16 protein-coding genes and 1 tRNA gene are annotated in these 16901 nt (G+C 70.7%); 10 read left to right on the top strand and 7 right to left on the bottom strand.

Translation table 11 applies throughout. The annotated features are described in order from the left end of the window. Positions 1 to 149: 149 nt before the first annotated feature. Positions 150 to 626: a RidA family protein gene (locus ACFV9H_RS09520; RefSeq protein ID WP_385395632.1), complete on the bottom strand. Its 477-nt coding sequence runs from the start codon at positions 624 to 626 to the stop codon at positions 150 to 152. Beyond that, a complete protein-coding gene (locus ACFV9H_RS09515; protein ID WP_007264966.1) occupies positions 623 to 784 on the bottom strand; it encodes a DUF4177 domain-containing protein in 162 nt (53 codons plus the stop codon). Before ACFV9H_RS09515 ends, ACFV9H_RS09520 begins: the two co-directional genes overlap by 4 nt. A gap of 53 nt (positions 785 to 837) precedes the next feature. Here ACFV9H_RS09515 and ACFV9H_RS09510 point away from each other — a divergent pair, with 53 nt between their 5' ends. Continuing rightward, a complete protein-coding gene (locus ACFV9H_RS09510; protein ID WP_385395629.1) occupies positions 838 to 1821 on the top strand; it encodes an ArsA family ATPase in 984 nt (327 codons plus the stop codon). Further along, entirely contained in the window at positions 1818 to 3152 is a 1335-nt protein-coding gene (locus ACFV9H_RS09505; protein WP_385395627.1) for an ArsA family ATPase, read from the top strand. The genes ACFV9H_RS09510 and ACFV9H_RS09505 overlap by 4 nt, the downstream gene beginning before the upstream one ends. A 29-nt stretch (positions 3153 to 3181) precedes the next feature. On the opposite strand, the gene ACFV9H_RS09500 is transcribed toward ACFV9H_RS09505, so the two are convergent. After that, the gene (locus ACFV9H_RS09500; protein WP_181382488.1) at positions 3182 to 3532 is read right to left on the bottom strand and encodes a WhiB family transcriptional regulator; all 351 of its coding nucleotides are present in this window, start codon (positions 3530 to 3532) and stop codon (positions 3182 to 3184) included. 397 nt (positions 3533 to 3929) lie between these two features. On the opposite strand from ACFV9H_RS09500, the gene ACFV9H_RS09495 reads away from it, so the two are divergent. After that, complete coding sequence (locus ACFV9H_RS09495) at positions 3930 to 6212, top strand: transglycosylase domain-containing protein (RefSeq protein WP_385395625.1); 2283 nt, start codon at positions 3930 to 3932, stop codon at positions 6210 to 6212. Positions 6213 to 6280: 68 nt separating this feature from the next. On the opposite strand, the gene ACFV9H_RS09490 is transcribed toward ACFV9H_RS09495, so the two are convergent. Further along, positions 6281 to 6742 (bottom strand): GatB/YqeY domain-containing protein, encoded by a 462-nt coding sequence (locus ACFV9H_RS09490; RefSeq protein WP_385395622.1) that lies wholly within the window; start codon positions 6740 to 6742, stop codon positions 6281 to 6283. A gap of 68 nt (positions 6743 to 6810) precedes the next feature. Here ACFV9H_RS09490 and ACFV9H_RS09485 point away from each other — a divergent pair, with 68 nt between their 5' ends. From ACFV9H_RS09485 to ACFV9H_RS09475, 3 genes are all read left to right on the top strand, one after another. Then, positions 6811 to 7749, top strand: coding sequence for a metallophosphoesterase (locus ACFV9H_RS09485; RefSeq protein WP_385395619.1), 939 nt, complete (start codon positions 6811 to 6813; stop codon positions 7747 to 7749). A 34-nt stretch (positions 7750 to 7783) separates the two neighbouring features. Then, on the top strand, positions 7784 to 8491 hold the full coding sequence (locus ACFV9H_RS09480; protein WP_385395617.1) for a Pr6Pr family membrane protein: 708 nt from the start codon (positions 7784 to 7786) through the stop codon (positions 8489 to 8491). A gap of 39 nt (positions 8492 to 8530) precedes the next feature. Further along, a tRNA-Pro gene (locus tag ACFV9H_RS09475) sits at positions 8531 to 8604 on the top strand. A gap of 444 nt (positions 8605 to 9048) precedes the next feature. Here the strand turns inward: ACFV9H_RS09475 and ACFV9H_RS09470 are convergent. Both ACFV9H_RS09470 and ACFV9H_RS09465 read right to left on the bottom strand, forming a co-directional pair. After that, positions 9049 to 10620: a M4 family metallopeptidase gene (locus ACFV9H_RS09470; RefSeq protein WP_385395650.1), complete on the bottom strand. Its 1572-nt coding sequence runs from the start codon at positions 10618 to 10620 to the stop codon at positions 9049 to 9051. Between the two features lie 211 nt (positions 10621 to 10831). Beyond that, entirely contained in the window at positions 10832 to 11866 is a 1035-nt protein-coding gene (locus tag ACFV9H_RS09465) for a M4 family metallopeptidase (RefSeq protein WP_385395613.1), read from the bottom strand. 173 nt (positions 11867 to 12039) lie between these two features. On the opposite strand from ACFV9H_RS09465, the gene ACFV9H_RS09460 reads away from it, so the two are divergent. Genes ACFV9H_RS09460 through ACFV9H_RS09445 form a run of 4 tightly spaced genes read left to right on the top strand, consistent with a single transcriptional unit; the run spans position 12040 to position 16337 of the window. Next, positions 12040 to 12735: an RNA polymerase sigma factor gene (locus ACFV9H_RS09460; protein ID WP_385395611.1), complete on the top strand. Its 696-nt coding sequence runs from the start codon at positions 12040 to 12042 to the stop codon at positions 12733 to 12735. After that, positions 12732 to 13598, top strand: coding sequence for a hypothetical protein (locus tag ACFV9H_RS09455; protein ID WP_385395609.1), 867 nt, complete (start codon positions 12732 to 12734; stop codon positions 13596 to 13598). The genes ACFV9H_RS09460 and ACFV9H_RS09455 overlap by 4 nt, the downstream gene beginning before the upstream one ends. 15 nt (positions 13599 to 13613) lie before the next feature. Next, positions 13614 to 14150 (top strand): hypothetical protein, encoded by a 537-nt coding sequence (locus ACFV9H_RS09450; RefSeq protein ID WP_385395607.1) that lies wholly within the window; start codon positions 13614 to 13616, stop codon positions 14148 to 14150. Positions 14151 to 14192: 42 nt separating this feature from the next. Further along, positions 14193 to 16337 (top strand): bifunctional polysaccharide deacetylase/glycosyltransferase family 2 protein, encoded by a 2145-nt coding sequence (locus tag ACFV9H_RS09445; protein ID WP_385395604.1) that lies wholly within the window; start codon positions 14193 to 14195, stop codon positions 16335 to 16337. Here the strand turns inward: ACFV9H_RS09445 and ACFV9H_RS09440 are convergent. After that, positions 16334 to 16852, bottom strand: a complete 519-nt coding sequence (locus tag ACFV9H_RS09440) for a DUF5956 family protein (protein ID WP_385395601.1) — start codon at positions 16850 to 16852, stop codon at positions 16334 to 16336. The genes ACFV9H_RS09445 and ACFV9H_RS09440 overlap by 4 nt on opposite strands. Positions 16853 to 16901 lie beyond the last annotated feature (49 nt).

Below are 16901 nucleotides of genomic sequence, written 5' to 3'. Positions count from 1 at the left end.
CCCACCCCCGCGTTTTTCTTTTCGGGGGGGTGCTCTTTTTTTTCTCCCCCCCGGGGGGGGGGGGCCCCCCCCCCCCGCAACGGCGGCGAGCCCGGTCGCAGGCCGCGGGGCGGCACGGACCGGGCTCGGGAGACCATCCCCGGAGGGGGTCAGGCTCCGGCGACCAGCTCGACCTGGATCTCGACCTCGACCGGGGCGTCCAGCGGGAGGACCGCCACGCCGACGGCGCTGCGGGCGTGGACGCCCTTCTCGCCGAGGACGGCGCCCAGGAGCTCGCTCGCCCCGTTCAGCACGCCCGGCTGGCCCGTGAAGTCGGGGGCCGAGGCGACGAAGCCGACGACCTTCACGACACGCGCGATCTTGTCGAGGTCACCGATGACCGACTTGACGGCGGCCAGGGCGTTCAGCGCGCACGTGGCGGCCATCTCCTTGGCCTGCTCCGCCGACACCTCGGCGCCGACCTTGCCGGTGAGCGCCATGCTGCCCTTGACCATCGGGAGCTGGCCCGCGGTGAAGACGTACGAACCCGACCGGACCGCCGGCTGGTACGCGGCGATCGGCGGGACGACCTCGGGGAGGGTCAGGCCGAGCTCGGCCAGCTTCGCTTCGACGAGGCCGCCGCTCATGCCTTCTCCCGCTTGAGGTAGGCCACGAGCTGCTCGGGGTTGTTCGGCCCGGGCACGACCTGGACGAGCTCCCAGCCGTCCTCGCCCCAGGTGTCCAGGATCTGCTTGGTGGCGTGGACCAGCAGCGGGACGGTCGCGTATTCGAACTTCTTGGTCATGGGAGCGAGGGTAGTGCCTGCGGTCCGGGGCGAAGGAATTAGGCTCGGACGCTGTGAGCAGGCTCCAGGTGGTCAGCGGCAAGGGCGGCACCGGCAAGACCACGGTCGCCGCGGCACTCGCGCTCGCCCTCGCACGCGAGGGCAAGCGGACTCTTCTCGTGGAGGTCGAGGGCAGGCAGGGCATCGCGCAGCTCTTCGGAACGGAGGCGCTCCCGTACGAGGAGCGGAAGATCGCGGTCGCGCCCGGTGGCAGTGGGGAGGTGTTCGCGCTCGCCATCGACGCCGAACGGGCACTGCTGGACTACCTCCAGATGTTCTACAAGCTCGGCTCGGCCGGCCGCGCGCTCAAGAAGCTCGGCGCCATCGACTTCGCCACGACCATCGCCCCCGGGCTGCGCGACGTGCTGCTGACGGGCAAGGCCTGCGAGGCGGTGCGGCGCAAGGACCGGGCCGGCCGGTTCGTCTACGACCACGTGATCATGGACGCGCCGCCGACCGGGCGGATCACGCGCTTCCTGAACGTCAACGACGAGGTGGCGGGCCTGGCCCGGTTCGGGCCGATCCACAACCAGGCGCAGGCCGTCATGAAGGTGCTCAAGTCCCCCGAGACGGCCGTACACCTCGTCACCCTCCTGGAGGAGATGCCCGTCCAGGAGACCGCGGACGGGATCGAGGAACTGCGCGGGGTCGGGCTGCCCGTCGGGCGGGTCGTCGTCAACATGGTGCGCCCGCACCACCTCGACGAGGACACCCTGCGCGCCGCCGCCGAGGACCACCGCGCCGGGGTCGCCCGGGCGTTGTCCCGCGCGGGACTCGGCGGCGCGCGCCGCGGCGGGCTCGCCGAGCGGCTGGTGGAGCCGCTGCTCGCACAGGCCGCCGAGCACGCGAGCCGGGTGGAGCTGGAGCGCGAGCAGCGCGCGGTGCTGGGGGAGCTGGACGTGCCGACGTACGAACTCCCGCTGCTCGGGGCGGGGATGGATCTGGCCGGGCTGTACGAGCTGGCCAAGGAACTGCGCAAGCAGTCGGTGGGCGAATGAGCGAGGGGGTGGACACCTTGGGGCTGGACTCTCCGCCTCGGCTGGCGGTCGACGGGCTGTTGGACGACCCCGGTACCCGGATCATCGTGTGCTGCGGGGCGGGCGGGGTCGGCAAGACCACCACGGCCGCGGCGCTCGGCGTGCGGGCGGCCGAGCGCGGGCGGAAGGCGGTCGTCCTCACCATCGACCCGGCGCGGCGGCTCGCGCAGTCGATGGGGATCGACTCGTTGGACAACACCCCGCGCGAGGTGGGCGGCGTGGGCACCGACGGCGGTGGACTGCACGCCATGATGCTCGACATGAAGCGGACCTTCGACGAGATCGTCGAGGCACACGCGGACGCCGAGCGGGCCAAGGCCATTCTCGCCAACCCCTTCTACCAGTCGCTGTCGGCCGGCTTCGCGGGCACGCAGGAGTACATGGCGATGGAGAAGCTGGGTCAGCTGCGGGCCCGGGACGACTGGGACCTGATCATCGTGGACACCCCGCCGAGCAGGTCCGCGCTGGACTTCCTCGACGCGCCGAAGCGTCTCGGGTCCTTCCTGGACGGGAAGTTCATCCGGGTGCTGATGGCTCCGGCGAAGGTGGGCGGCCGGGCGGGGATGAAGTTCCTCAATGTCGGCATGTCGATCATGACGGGCACCCTCAGCAAGCTCATGGGTGCTTCGCTGCTGAAGGACGTGCAGACCTTCGTGGCCGCGATGGACACGATGTTCGGCGGCTTCCGCACCCGTGCGGACGCGACCTTCCGGCTGCTGCAGGCTCCCGGCACGGCCTTCCTCGTGGTCGCCGCGCCCGAACCGGACGCCCTGCGCGAGGCGGCGTACTTCGTGGAGCGGCTGGCCGCGGAGAAGATGCCGCTGGCCGGTCTCGTACTGAACCGGGTGCACGGCAGTGGCGCCGACCAGCTGTCCGCCGAGCGGGCGTTGGCCGCCGCGGAGAATCTTGAGGACGGCGGCATTGTCGATCAGGAGTCCGGGAAAGCTGGACTTCGTGACTCGGCCGACGACGACGGCTCCCCCGCCGGCTCCTCCGCCGGCTCCTCCGACAAGACGACCGACGACACGACGCACGACACCATCGACGACACGATCGACAGCGCACCCGACGACACCCCCGTCGTGGACGAGATCACCGCAGGACTGCTGCGCCTGCACGCGGAACGGATGCAGGTGATCGCGCGCGAACAGCGCACACGCGATCGCTTCACCTCACTGCACCCCGAGGTGGCGGTGGCCGAAGTGGCCGCCCTGCCCGGCGATGTGCACGACCTCGCCGGGCTGCGGGCCATCGGAGAGCGACTCGCGGCCGGGGTTCCGGCCGGAGCGTAGGCGTTCGTACGTAGCGGTGGCCGTGTGGTCTACCCGGCTGCCGCGTACGTCTCGTACGCAACGTCGATCTCCGCGTCTGCATCCATGGTGAGGATGCCCGTGCTGCGCTCGTACTCCGTGCGGGCGGTTTCGAGCAGCCGTCGCCACGAGGTGACGGTGGGACGCCGGCGCAACAGCGCGCGTCGTTCCCGCTCGGTCATTCCGCCCCACACGCCGAACTCGACGCGATTGTCGAGCGCGTCGGCCAGGCATTCGGTCCGCACCGGACATCCGGTGCACACCGCCTTGGCCCTGTTCTGTGCCGCTCCTTGAACGAACAGTTCATCCGGATCGGTAGTGCGGCAGGCTGCCTGCGCACTCCAGTCGGTAACCCAGCCCATCCCGGCGCCGTCCTCTCCCGAATCGAGGCTCCCCCACGGCGGTAGCGGCATATTCACCGCTGCCAGTTGAGGACGTTACGGAAGGCGAGCACAGTGCAACACCCCCGACGGGCCCAATCTTGAATGGTCCGAACGGACTATGGGTAAGCGGCAGATCACCCGACGGAGTGATCCGGCGACATGCCCGACCATTCCGGCGATTCGGATGAAATCGGCGGGGCATCACGAAGGCGCGGCCACAGCGGAGGGCGGGATTCGGACATGAGTCCACCCCATTCGGGAAGGGTGAAAATCAAGCCGAGGGGTTGATGTGACACCCGACTGCTGTGACAGTTGGGGACAGCTTAGGCCAAGGCATTCGCGTGTGTCCGGCGAATCAGAACGTAGGCTGCCCTCCATGGGAAAGAAGCGCTCGGGCGGCGGGCTCACGGGGAGCCAGCAGGCCGCCAAGTTCCTCGGGGTGTCCGTTCTCTCCGGAGTTGTGCTGGCCGGTATGGCGATTCCGGCGGCCGGTGCCCTGGGACTCGCGGCCAAGGGCACCGTCGAGGGATTCGATGAGATTCCGGCCAATCTCAAGACCCCGCCGCTGAGCCAGCGGACCACGATTCTGGATGCCGAAGGTGACGTGATCGCCACCGTCTATTCGCGCGACCGGCAGGTGGTCCCCCTCACGGCGATCTCCCCGTACATGCAGAAGGCGATCGTCGCCATCGAGGACTCGCGTTTCTACGAGCACGGTGCGATCGACCTCAAGGGCATCCTGCGCGCGGTCAACCGCAACGCGCAGGAAGGCGGCGCGGCTCAGGGCGCCTCGACGCTCACCCAGCAGTACGTGAAGAACGTGTTCGTCGAAGAGGCCGGCGACGACTCGACGAAGGTGCGGGAGGCCCAGGAGAAGAGCCTCGGGCGCAAGATCCGCGAGCTGAAGTACTCGATCCAGGTCGAGGAGGAGCTCGGGAAGAAGAAGATCCTCGAGAACTACCTCAACATCACCTTCTTCGGCCAGGCGGCATACGGAATCGAATCCGCCGCCCAGCGCTACTTCAGCAAGCCGGCCAAGGACCTGACCCTGGAGGAGTCCGCGCTGCTGGCGGGCGTCGTCCAGTCGCCGAGCCGGTACGACCCGGTCAACGACGTGACCGAGGCGACGAAGCGCCGCAACCTCGTCCTCCAGCGGATGGCCGACATCAAGGACATCTCGCAGGCGGAGGCGGACGCGGCGAAGGCGAAGCCGGTCGCGCTGAAGGTGACCAGGCCGAAGAACGGCTGCATCACCGCGGTCAAGGGCGCCGGGTTCTTCTGCGACTACGTCGAGAAGGCCTTCCTGACCGATCCGGTCTTCGGCAAGACCCGCGAGGAGCGGGCGAAGGTCTGGAACCGGGGCGGTCTGACCGTACGGACGACCCTGGACCCGCAGGCGCAGGACGCCGCGAACGAGTCGATCAAGGACCACGTCTACCAGGAGGACTCGGTCGCGACGGCCGTGACCATGATCCAGCCGGGCACCGGCCGGGTGCTGGCGATGGGTCAGTCCAAGCCGTACGGCTTCGGCAAGAACGAGACGGTCATCAACTTCTCCGTGGACAAGCGGATGGGCGGCTCGAACTTCGGCTTCCAGGTCGGCTCCACCTTCAAGCCGTTCATCGCGGCCGCCGCCCTGGAGCGGGGGCTGCCGGCGACGAAGGTGTACGCGGCACCGAACAAGATGGACTACCCGAGCCCGATCAGCCGCTGCGACGGCACGTCGTACATCAACCCGCCCTCCAAGCGGGAGACGGCGGAGAACGAGACCGAGGACGAGGTCGGCCCCTACGCGCTGAAGACGGCGATGGAGAAGTCGATCAACACCTACTTCGTCGAGATGATCTCCGAGATCGGGCTCTGCCCGGTGACGGAGATGACGCAGAAGCTCGGCGTCGTCCCGGCCGACGGCTCGAAGCTGCCCGAGGGTCCGTCGATCGCGCTCGGCTCCGCCGAACTCTCCCCGCTGACGATGGCCAACGCGTACGCGACCTTCGCCAACCGGGGCGTCTACTGCACCCCGATCGCCATTGAGTCGATCACCGACGCCCATGGCAAGGCGCTGGCGGTGCCGAAGAGCAAGTGCGAGCGGGCGATGGCGACGGAGACCGCCGACACGATCAACACCCTGCTGCGCGGAGTGGTCGACTCCGGTACGGGTGAGCGGGCCGGCCTGACCGACCGCGACAGCGCGGGCAAGACCGGTACGACGGACTCCCGCCACAATGCCTGGTTCGTGGGCTATACCCCGAACATCTCCGGCGCGGTGTGGGTCGGTTCGGGCGGCGCGAAGAAGATCACGATGGAGCAGATCAGGATCGGCGGCCAGTACTACCCGAAGGTCTTCGGTGGCGGCCTGCCCGGCCCGATCTGGAAGGACGCCATCACCGGCGCGCTGTCCGGACGCGAGGCGCCCACCTTCACCACGGTCAGCATCCCGGAGCCGACGGTTCCGTCCGGCGGCTCCCGCGGCAACAAGCCCGCCGACAACCCGAGCAAGCCCGGCAAGCCGGGCGGCGACAACAAGCCCGGCGGGCGGCCCGGCGGAACGACGACCGTCGGAGCCACCGGCGGCGCCACCGGCGGCACCACGCAGACGCCCTTCCCCGGGATCACGATCGGCCCGGGCGGCATCATCGGCGGCCGCGAGGACCAGTAGCAGCGAAAAAAGTGAGGGCCCCCAGCCGAATCCGGCTGGGGGCCCTCAGCTGTTCGTGTCTCCCGGCGTCAGGAGAGGTGCTTCTTCACGGCGGCGGCGACCCGCCCGCCCTCCGCCAGACCGGCGACCTTCGGGTTCACGATCTTCATGACGGCACCCATGGCGCGCGGCCCCTCGGCGCCCGCGGCCTTGGCCTCCTCGACGGCCTGAGCCACGATCGCGTCGAGCTCCTCGTCGCCGAGCTGCTTGGGCAGGTACGTGTCGAGGAACTCGCCCTCCGCGGTCTCCCGCGCGGCCTGCTCGGGACGGCCGCCCTGCCCGAAGGCATCCGCGGCCTCCCGGCGCTTCTTCGCCTCCTTGGCGATCACCTTGAGGACTTCCTCGTCGGAGAGCACGCGTGCCTCCTTGCCCGCGACCTCCTGGTTGGTGATGGCGGAGAGGGTCAGTCGCAGGGTGGACGAGTGCAGCTCGTTCCGCTCCCTGATGGCGGTCGTGAGGTCTTCCTGGAGCTTGGCCTTGAGCGTGGTCATGTACCTGAGTCTGCCAGGTGCGGGGGCGGTGGCGCCCACCCGTTTTCCGGGTCTGCGACGATGGGTCCATGCGTGCGCGTTACGGAGTACCCCTGAAAGCGGCTGCCGGAATCGCTGCGGTGGGGGCCGCGGGTGTGGCCTACGCCGCCGGTTTCGAGGCGCGGTCGTTCCGCCTGCGTCGAGTGACGGTCCCCGTCCTGCCCCAGGGGATGCGCCCGCTGCGCATACTGCAGGTCTCCGACATCCACATGGTCGGCGGGCAGCGCAAGAAACGCGCCTGGCTGCAGTCGCTGGCCGGCCTGCGCCCCGACTTCGTCGTGAACACCGGCGACAACCTCTCCGACACCGAAGGCGTCCCGGAGGTGCTCGACGCCCTGGGCCCGCTGATGTCCTTCCCCGGCGCGTACGTCTTCGGGTCGAACGACTACTACGGGCCCCGGCTGCGCAACCCCGGGCGGTACCTGATCGAGAAGGCCCAGGGCCGGCACGGGCTGAACGGCAACAAGCCGGTCGTCGGCGCCGTCCACAACCCGTGGGAGGACATGCGGGACGCCTTCGACGCGGCGGGCTGGCTGAACCTCACCAACACCCGGGCGCGGCTGAAGCTGGACGGCCTGGAGCTGGCCTTCACCGGGCTGGACGACCCGCACATCAAGCGGGACCGCTACGAGAGGGTGGCCGGCGGACCGGACACGGAGGCCGACTTCTCGATCGCCGTGGTGCACGCCCCGTACCTGCGCGTCCTCGAAGCCTTCACGGCCGACCGCTATCCGCTGATCCTCGCCGGTCACACGCACGGCGGGCAGCTGTGCGTCCCCTTCTACGGGGCACTCGTCACCAACTGCGACCTGGACACCAAGCGGGTGAAGGGCCTGTCCACCTACGAGGCGGCCGGGCAGCGTTCGTACCTGCACGTCTCGGCCGGCTGCGGCACCAACCGGTTCACCCCGGTGCGCTTCGCGTGCCCGCCGGAAGCGACACTCCTGACGCTCACCCCGAAGGCGTAAGGAATTCGCCGCCCTCCCCCAGTACGTTGATGCGATGACCTCACCGACGTACGCCGTCCAGGCGGCCTTCCGCGCCCTGATCGCCGCCGCGGCCGTGGTGGGGCTCGCCATCGAGCTCACCCACGGCAGCGTCCCCGTCGTCCTGAGCTTCTTCACCATCTGGACGAACATCGCGGTCGCGGTCGTCTTCTCGCTCTCGGCCGCCCGCGCCTGGCAGTGCCGCCCGGACGCCGACCCCCTCCACCGGGGCGGGGTCCTGCTCTTCATCCTGATCACCGGGCTGGTCTTCCACCTGGTCCTCGCCAACCCGTCGAGCCCCTTCAACGTGCTGGAGGACCTGAACAAGCTGACCGGCGCCAAGGCCGTCGCCAACCAGCTCCTGCACACGGTCACCCCGGTCGGCGCAGTCCTGGACTTCCTCTTCCTCACCGCCCCGGGCACCCTGCGCCCGCGCCACGCCTTCCACTGGTTGGCCTACCCGCTCGCGTACGTGACCTTCGCGCTGATCCGCGGCGCCCTGCTGTCCCCGGACGCGAAGGCCCGGTACACGTACCCCTTCATCGACGTGGCCCAGTACGGCTACGGCCGCGTCGCCCTGAACGCGCTGGTCCTGGGCATCCTCTTCTACGCACTCGGCCTGGCCCTGATCGCGGCGGACCGCCACCGCCCGGCATCCCCACTGGCCCCGCGACCGCTCCCCGAAAACCGGATTTCGCCTCAGGCCGCAGGTCCGCTAAAGTAATCGATGTCGCCAGGACAGCATCTGCTGCAAGGCGGCGATCGGGGTGTAGCGCAGCTTGGCAGCGCGCTTCGTTCGGGACGAAGAGGTCGTGGGTTCAAATCCCGCCACCCCGACGCTGTAGTACCAGGTCAGAGCCGGTGTCTTGCAAAAGACACCGGCTCTGCTTGTTTCTCCCCGCCGTATCGGGAGAACCCCGGGGGAAGACTCCGCTGAAGCGGCGAAGGGCCTGGCAGCCAAGATTACGGGGCCGTGAGCCCGCGCCCGAGCCGACGCAGATCGCAGTCGGCGCGGACGAAACCGAGGCGTTCCCCCACGGTAGGAAGAGGACCGATGTGTTCATGCGCGTCGGCAATGTCGTGGCGTACGTCCTGGCGAGTACGCGCCGCTCGACAGCCCTGATGGCGCTCCTCGCCCCGGTCGGCCAGGGCGGCTGCCACCTGTAGTTCCGGGCGTCCTGACCTGCGGCCACTCCGATTCGTCGGCCTCGGCGCGACGGGGCCCGGTGTCGGGGGGAGGAGTCTCGCCCCCGGCACCAGGCCCGTCGGATCATCAGCGCGTCACTTGACGTTGACGGCCGTCCACGCCGCCGCCACCTGCTGGTATTCGGTGCCGGACGTGCCGTAGAGGTCTGCCGTCGCCTGGAGGGTGGCCGTGCGGGCCCCCGCGTAGTTCGTGGTCGACGTCATGTAGGTGGACAGGGCCTTGTACCAGATCTTGTAGGCCTTGGTCCGCCCGATGCCCGTGACGGTGGAGCCGTCGTAGGTCGGGGAGTCGTAGGACACGCCGTTGATCGTCTTCGCGCCGCTGCCCTCGGACAGCAGGTAGAAGAAGTGGTTGGCGACGCCCGAGGAGTGGTGGACGTCGAGCCGGCCAACCGACTTCGACCAGTAGTCGGCGGAGGAGCCGTCCTTGCTGGGCTTGTCCATGTAGCGCAGCGGGGTGCCGTTGCCGCGGATGTCGATCTTCTCGCCGATGAGGTAGTCGCCGATGTCGGAGGAGTTGTTCGCGAAGAACTCCACCGAGGTGCCGAGGATGTCGCTGGTGGCCTCGTTGAGGCCGCCGGACTCGCGGTTGTAGTTCAGCTTGGCGGTGGCCGCGGTCAGGCCGTGGCTCATCTCGTGGCCCGCGACGTCCAGGGAGGTGAGCGGCTTGAGGTTGCCCGCGCCGTCGCCGTAGGTCATGCAGAAGCACTGGTCGGACCAGAAGGCGTTGACGTACGCGTTGCCGTAGTGGACCCGGGAGTACGCGGCCTTGCCGTCGCCGGCGATGCCGTTGCGGCCGAGCTCGGCCTGGTAGAAGTCCCAGGTGACGGCCGCACCGTAGGCGGCGTCGACGGCGGCGGTCTGCCGGTTCGTCGCCAGCCCGTCGCCCCACTTGTCGTCGGCGTCGGTGAAGAGGCTGCCGGTGCCGGTGGTCCCGCCGTTCAGGTCGTACGTCTTGTGACCGCCGCGGCCCGCGTCGGTCAGGTTGTACGTCGATCCGCTCGGAGTGGTGCCGAGCGTGACCGAGCCGGAGTACTGGCTGGTGCCGGTGCCGGTCTCGATGGCCTCGTACGCCCAGAGCTCGGCGCCGGTGGCCGCGTCCGTGATGACGTGGCGCTCGCTCGGGGTGCCGTCGGGCTGGGTGCCGGTGACGACGGCCTCGTAGGCGAAGACGGGGGTGCCGGTCGCGGCCCAGACCACCTGGCGGGCGCCGGCGGGCGCGGCCTTCAGGGAGCGGGCGGCGGCGGGGGCTATTCGGGCCTCGGTGCCCTTGGTGGTCTTGCGGCTGCCGTCCTTCTTCAGGTGGACGACCAGGTCGCCGCCGAGTACGGGCAGGCCGGCGTAGGTGCGCTCGTAGCGGGTGTGGACCGTGCCGTCCGCGTCCTTGATCACGTCGCGGGCGACGAGGCGCTCCTGGTCGGAGAGCCCGATGGCGCGCGCGGTACCGGCCGCTTCGCTCTGCGCGGCGGAGATCGCCTGGGCGCGAGCGGAGGCCGACTGCGTGACGGCGGTGGCTCCCGCCTCGCGCTCGGCAGCCGCGTTGGCGGCGCCGCTCTGGACGGCGAGCGCGACCATCGCCGCGGACCCGACGAGGGCGGCGGTGCGCAGCACGCGGGTCCGGCTGCGGGAGGTGGGGGATGAGGACATGTGGTGGGTCACTCGTTCTCCTTCGTTGCCGTGGGGGCGCTGCGAGATTGCCAGGAAGGAGCAAGTGATTGACAGGTATGCAACAAGAATTTGACCTGTTGTTGTCCGGAGAGAGGATTCTGCTGTCCGCTCAACGGTCAAAAACGGAACATTCCGCTTGGCCCCGGGGCCAGTTGGACCCCGGGGCCGGGCGGGCATCGGCGACCGGCTGTCAGACTCCGGGAATCTGACGGGCCTTGAACGCCGCGCGCACCGCATCCGCCGCGCTCTTGCCGTACATGCGCTCGGCGGTCGCGACCGTCTTCAGCGCCGCGTCCGTGAAGCTGGTGTCGGGCGCGAAGCCGAACTGCGCGTTGACGATGATCCGGTCCGCGGTCCTGGCCCCCAGGGCGCCCCGGATGTCGAAGAGCGCACGGGACCAGATCTCACCGTCCGCGTGGACCTCGCCCACCCGGTCCGCATAGACCTTGGAGCCGTCGATCCGGCGCAGGCAGTGCGGGGCGTCGCTGTAGGAGATCGAGTCCCAGTCCGCGACGCACCCCAGGTCCGCCTTGCGGGGCCAGCCGTAGCGGGTGTCCGCGTTGGCGCCGACCTCGACGGCCAGGTAGTCGCCGAAGGCCTCGCCGATCGCGCCGGCCTCCGGGGAGGTGCCGAAGCCGGGGACCTGGGCCTCGTGGACCGCGTGGCCGTACTCGTGGACGATCACCTCGGCGTCCTCGGCGTCGTCGACCCCGCCCTTGCCGAAGCGGATCTCGTCCTTCTTGTCGGTGAAGAAGGAATTGTCGGCTCCGTACTGGTTGATACGGACCGGCTGCACGCGGTCGTTGGCCCCGGGAAGCTCCGTGCCGAAGCCGAGGCCCTGGAGGTACTCCTGCGCCTCGTTGACCCAGAAGTAGGCCATGACCTGCTCGAACTGGTCGTCGTGGCGGTTGTACGAGGCCGCGTCCGCGACCTTCGCGGAGGCGCCCGTGTCCGACCTGACGTAAGCCCACTTGCCCGACAGCCCGCCGCTCGCGTCGAGGTTGCGCAGGGCGGTCGTGACGTAGGCGGAAGCGGGAACCGCGGTGGCCGAATCCTTGGCGTCGGCGAGCGTCTGGTCGCCGGAGGACTGGACGGGATTGACCATGAAGACGCGGCCCTGGGGGAGGGATGCGCCCGGGGCGGACGCCGAGGCGGGTGCGGCCAGGGCGAGTGCCACGGTGGCGGTGGCCGCGGCGATCAGGCCGCTGGGTATACGGCGAGGCATGAACATCCTCCTGTGAAGGGCGTGATGTGCCGGAAGAACGTGCGTGGCGTAGTGCGGACGTGATCCTTGCTCAACGCGGCTGGATTTGGCCAGGCCTTGACGCCCCGCTCCTCTCACGAACATCAGGTGATATCCGGCTCATCGGGTGAACTGCCGGATTCATCTGACGCATCATGTCCCGCGTGCACAGTGCGGAGGAGTTCGGCGGAGCCGACCACGAGGCAGGACGCCCGGGAGACATGTCCGGGGAGGTCAGAGCGGCGCAACAGGGGGACGAGGCGGCCTTCCGTGCGCTCTTTCGACAGGTGCAGCCGGGACTGCTGCGCTATCTGACCGTGCTGGTCGGGGAGGAGGCCGAGGACGTCGCCTCCGAGACCTGGCTGCAGGTCGCCCGGGACCTGGGGACGTTCCACGGTGACTTCGACGGGTTCCGCGGCTGGGTGACGACCATCGGCCGCAACCGCGCGCTCGACCTGCTGCGCCGAAAGCGGCGCCGCCCGATGGCCGATCTGCCGGTCGAGTACCTGCTCGACCGGCGGGCGCCCGAGGACACCGAGTCGATCGCGCTGGCCACCGTCGCCGCGGCCGACGCGCTCGCCCTCATAGCCCGGCTGCCCCGCGACCAGGGTGAGGCCGTGCTGCTGCGCGTGGTCATGGACCTGGACGCGGAGAGCGCGGCGCGCGTGCTCGGCAAGCGGGCCGGTGCGGTGCGCACTGCCGCGCACCGGGGGCTGCGCAAGCTCGCCAAGCTCCTCGAACAACAGGAACAACGGAAGACCGGCCTCGGCGGTACTCAGCAGCCGCTCGACGGAAGTTTCGCCCCAGGAGTGACACCGACGACCTCACCGACGCTGAAGGATGCGAGATGAGCACCAACCGATCCCGCCGGATCGACCGCGACACGGCCGAGCGACTGCTCGACGGCGCCGGGGCCGGCGCAGCGCACGGCCATGACGCACTCGCGGGACTGCTCGCCGCCGCATCCGCCCCCGCGGGCGACGGCGAACTGCCCGGCGAGCAGGCAGCCATGGCGGCGTTCCGGTCCGCCCGTCTCGCTCCGGTTTCCACCACTGTGTCCACCACTGTGTCCACCACTGTCTCCGCCTCCGTGGCCGGTCCCCGGAAGCGGAACGTGCTCACCCCGGCGATGCTCCTGGGCGCGAAGGTCACGGCCATCGTGGCCGCCGCCGCCCTCGGTGGTGTCGCCGTCGCCGCCGGGACCGGCAATCTGCCCGCCGCCCTCGGCGGCAAACCCGCGAGCAACGCCCCGGCCACCGCCGCCTCCGGACCCGCCTTCAAGGCCGAGGAGCCGCCCGCGGAGAAGCTCGCCGGCTCGCCGGAGGCCGTACCCGCCGACCTCGCCGAACTCTGCCGTACCTACGCCGCGAGCGGGAGCGGGAGCGGCGCACAGTCCTCCGAAGTGCTCGCCGAGCGCCGGTTCGCTCCGCTGGTCACCGCGGCCGGGGGGCCCGCCGGCGTCCCGGACTACTGCGCGCCCGTCCTGGGCGGCCAGGGCGAAACCCCCGGCGGTACGCCGACCCCGCAACCGACCGACGGCAAGCGCGGCGCCTCCCCGAAGCCCGGGAAGACCGGCAAGCCGGAGGCGACCAAGCGGGCCGAGGATCCGGAAAAGACCCGCGCCCCCGGCGGCCCGGGCGGCCGCCCGACCGGCAAGCCGGACACCGGCCCGTCGCTGCCACCGCCCCGCAACAACTCCCCCACCACCCCGTAGAGGCAGACCCCACCGATGCGACCACAACCGGGCTACGCGGACGACGACACGCTGGAGCTCCCGCGCATCACCGTGGCCTCCCCGAGCGCGGCGGAAGCGGCCGAGCCCAGCCCGGTGTTCGTGGACGCCTCGGGGCGGCGCCAGCGCCGGGTCCGCCGCCTGGGGTGGCTGCTCGTCGTGCCCGCGGCCGCGTACGTGGTCCTCGTACTCAGTTCCCTGGTCGGCGGGCCGACGCTGCGGTCGCCGTTCCTGCCCGCCCCCCGCGGTGCGGACGCCGCCCCGAGCAAGTCGCCCGCCGCCGAGTCGGGCCCGTCGGCCTCCGCCGCACCGCGCCGCACCTCGGCTCCGACCGCCGCAGCTTCCCAGGCTCCCGCCGCCGCCCCCGCCTCCCCCTCCGCCAAGCCCACGCCGGGGAACGGATCCGATACGGCCCCCACCAGCAGGCCCGCCACAACCGGGAACGGGGCGTCACCCGGCGCCGGTTCGAACGGCCAGGGCAAGCCGACGGCCCCGCCCGGCCACGGCGGCGGCAAGCCCACCGCGAAGCCGTAGCCCCGACCCGATCCCCCCACAGGCAGGAAGCACTCCCCTCCCGTGTCGAAGAACCGCCGCCGCCTCCCCCGCGGGCGGCACAGCACCGTGCGCAACGTCCCCCTGCGCACCCACTGGCTGCTGCTGACCGCGCTCGTCATCACCCTCTCGGCGGCGCTGCTGCTCCAGGGCTACGCCCACCACATGTTCGACACCACCGCCGACGGGGCCCCGCGCGAGGCCGGTCCGTCGGCGTCCGTACCGGAGCAGATCCGCTCGGGCGGCCCGGTCGTCGAGGGCGCGGCCGGGCGGGTCGCCGGTCCCGGACCCCGCACGATCGCCCTGACCTTCGACGACGGCCCCGACCCGGTCTGGACACCGAAGATCCTCGACGTCCTGCGCCGCCACCAGGTGCCGGCCACGTTCTTCACCGTCGGCGCCCAGGTGTCCGCCCATCCCGAACTGGCCCGGCGGATCGTCGAGGACGGCCACCAGATCGGCGTCCACACCTTCACCCACACCGACCTCGGCTCGGCCTCCGCGTGGCGGCGCTCCCTGGAGCTGCGCGAGAGCCAGCTCGTCATCGCCGGCGCGACCGGCGTCACCACCCCGCTGCTGCGCCCGCCCTACTCCTCGACCAACGAGGCGCTGAGCGACGCCGACTGGGACACCGTCATACAGGCCGGGCAGGCGGGCTACCTCACCGTCCTCACCACGCAGGACAGCGAGGACTGGCGCCGCCCGGGCATCGCGAAGATCGTCGCCAACTCCACTCCCCGGGGTACGGACGGCCAGGTCCTGCTGATGCACGACGCGGGCGGCGACCGCTCGCAGACCGTCGCGGCGCTGGAACAACTCCTGCCCGACCTCAAGAAGGCGGGCTTCCGCTTCGCCACGGTCAGCGACGCGGTCGGCCTTCCCTCCCCCGTGAAGCCGGCCTCCACCGTCGACGAGTGGCAGGGCATGGCCCTGATCAGCGCGCTGCGGGCCAGCGGCTGGGTGCTCGACGCGCTCGGCTGGCTGCTGTGGGCGGCCGGTGCCATCAGCGTGCTGCGCGCGATCGCCGTGTTCGTCGCCGCGCGCCGTCACGCCCGTACGCGCCGCAGGCCGTGGGGCAGACCGGTCACCGAGCCGGTCAGCGTCATCGTCCCCGCCTACAACGAGAGCGCCGGGATCGAGGCGACCGTCCGCTCCCTGCTCGCGTCGGACCATCAGGTGGAGGTGATCGTGGTCGACGACGGCTCCACCGACGGCACCGCCGACATCGTCGAGGCCCTGAACCTGCCGGGCGTACGGGTCATCCGCCAGCAGAACGCCGGCAAGCCCGCGGCGCTCAACACCGGCATAGCCGCCGCCTCCTGCAACCTGCTCGTCATGGTGGACGGCGACACCGTCTTCGAGCCGGACGCGGTCCGCATGATCGTCCAGCCCTTCGCCAACCGGCGGGTCGGGGCCGTGTCCGGCAACGCGAAGGTGGTCAACCGCGGCGGCCTGCTCGGGCGCTGGCAGCACATCGAGTACGTCGTCGGCTTCAACCTGGACCGGCGCCTCTTCGACCTCGCCGAATGCATGCCCACCGTGCCCGGCGCGGTCGGCGCGTTCCGCCGCGAGGCGCTGCTGCGGATCGGCGGGGTCAGCGACATCACCCTCGCCGAGGACACCGACCTCACCATGGCGCTGTGCCGCGACGGCTGGCGGGTCGTCTACGAGGAGCGGGCCATTGCCTGGACCGAGGCGCCGGCCTCGCTCGGCGCGCTGTGGAAGCAGCGCTACCGCTGGTGCTACGGCACCCTGCAGGCCATGTGGAAGCACCGGGGCGCGCTCACCCAGCGGGGGCAAGCAGGCAAGCTGGGCCGCCGAGGCATGCTCTACCTGCTGATGTTCCAGGTGCTGCTGCCGCTGCTCGCGCCCGTCGTGGACATCTTCGCCGTCTTCGGCCTGATCTTCCTCGACCCGGTCCGCATCATCGGGCTGTGGTGCGCCTTCCTGTTCCTCCAGGTCCTGATGGGGCTCTACGCCTTCCACCTCGACAAGGAACGGCCCGGGCCGCTGTGGAGCCTGCCGCTGCAGCAGTTCGTGTACCGCCAGCTGATGTACCTGGTCGTCATCCAGTCGGTGTTCACCGCGATCGCCGGATCACGCCTGCACTGGCAGCGCGTGGAACGCTACGGAAGCCTCCAGGTCCCGACGAACCAGCCCTCCCCCTAGGCCTCCGCCCAGCCCTCCGTGAGCGTGTCGAGTTCGGCGCGCACCAGGGCGAGGAACTCGGTGGAGGCCCGGGCCTCCAGCCCGTGTCGGGCGGCCAGCGCGTCGAGGTACCCGAGGACCTCGGCGACGGTGGCGAAAGGGCCGACCGGGCGCAGCAGCCAGATCCTGCCGGCCGGCCGGGGCGGCAGGCCCAGCTCGGCGAGGGCCGTCTCGGTCTCGGCGTCGAGGTCGTGCAGGTCGGCGTCGGGCAGCGGGACGGCCTCGACGCCGGTGATGTGGCCGTGGCCGTCCAGCGAGGTCTCCACCGCCCAGTGGGTGGAGCGGTCCGGGATCCAGGTGCGGGCGGCCGGGGGCCACACGTACGGGAGGAACACCCAGCGGAGCTCCTCCGGCGCGGGCTCCCAGCCGAGCACCTCCAGCTCCCGCATCTCGGGCAGCCGGTCCGGGTCCAGTTCGCTGCGCCCGGTGCGGCGCAGCGCGAGCGGGTGCGGTGTTCCGTCCTCGTCCCACGACATGCGGGCACGCTATCCGACGCGGTCCGTGGGGTCGGACATGCCGCGTCCC

It is taken from the genome of Streptomyces sp. NPDC059874, from assembly GCF_042731135.1.
Classification (GTDB): domain Bacteria; phylum Actinomycetota; class Actinomycetes; order Streptomycetales; family Streptomycetaceae; genus Streptomyces.
This window is presented reverse-complemented; position numbering and strand designations above follow the sequence as displayed.

Excerpts from the sequence above, each read along its gene's own strand:
- ACFV9H_RS09465 (WP_385395613.1), bottom strand. The coding sequence starts at position 11,866 with ATGCCTCGCCGTATACCCAGCGGCCTGATCGCCGCGGCCACCGCCACC.
- ACFV9H_RS09460 (WP_385395611.1), top strand. The coding sequence starts at position 12,040 with ATGTCCCGCGTGCACAGTGCGGAGGAGTTCGGCGGAGCCGACCACGAG.
- ACFV9H_RS09455 (WP_385395609.1), top strand. The coding sequence starts at position 12,732 with ATGAGCACCAACCGATCCCGCCGGATCGACCGCGACACGGCCGAGCGA.
- ACFV9H_RS09520 (WP_385395632.1), bottom strand. The coding sequence starts at position 626 with ATGAGCGGCGGCCTCGTCGAAGCGAAGCTGGCCGAGCTCGGCCTGACC.
- ACFV9H_RS09505 (WP_385395627.1), top strand. The coding sequence starts at position 1,818 with ATGAGCGAGGGGGTGGACACCTTGGGGCTGGACTCTCCGCCTCGGCTG.
- ACFV9H_RS09450 (WP_385395607.1), top strand. The coding sequence starts at position 13,614 with ATGCGACCACAACCGGGCTACGCGGACGACGACACGCTGGAGCTCCCG.
- ACFV9H_RS09480 (WP_385395617.1), top strand. The coding sequence starts at position 7,784 with ATGACCTCACCGACGTACGCCGTCCAGGCGGCCTTCCGCGCCCTGATC.
- ACFV9H_RS09470 (WP_385395650.1), bottom strand. The coding sequence starts at position 10,620 with ATGTCCTCATCCCCCACCTCCCGCAGCCGGACCCGCGTGCTGCGCACC.
- ACFV9H_RS09485 (WP_385395619.1), top strand. The coding sequence starts at position 6,811 with ATGCGTGCGCGTTACGGAGTACCCCTGAAAGCGGCTGCCGGAATCGCT.
- ACFV9H_RS09515 (WP_007264966.1), bottom strand. The coding sequence starts at position 784 with ATGACCAAGAAGTTCGAATACGCGACCGTCCCGCTGCTGGTCCACGCC.
- ACFV9H_RS09490 (WP_385395622.1), bottom strand. The coding sequence starts at position 6,742 with ATGACCACGCTCAAGGCCAAGCTCCAGGAAGACCTCACGACCGCCATC.
- ACFV9H_RS09495 (WP_385395625.1), top strand. The coding sequence starts at position 3,930 with ATGGGAAAGAAGCGCTCGGGCGGCGGGCTCACGGGGAGCCAGCAGGCC.
- ACFV9H_RS09500 (WP_181382488.1), bottom strand. The coding sequence starts at position 3,532 with ATGGGCTGGGTTACCGACTGGAGTGCGCAGGCAGCCTGCCGCACTACC.
- ACFV9H_RS09440 (WP_385395601.1), bottom strand. The coding sequence starts at position 16,852 with ATGTCGTGGGACGAGGACGGAACACCGCACCCGCTCGCGCTGCGCCGC.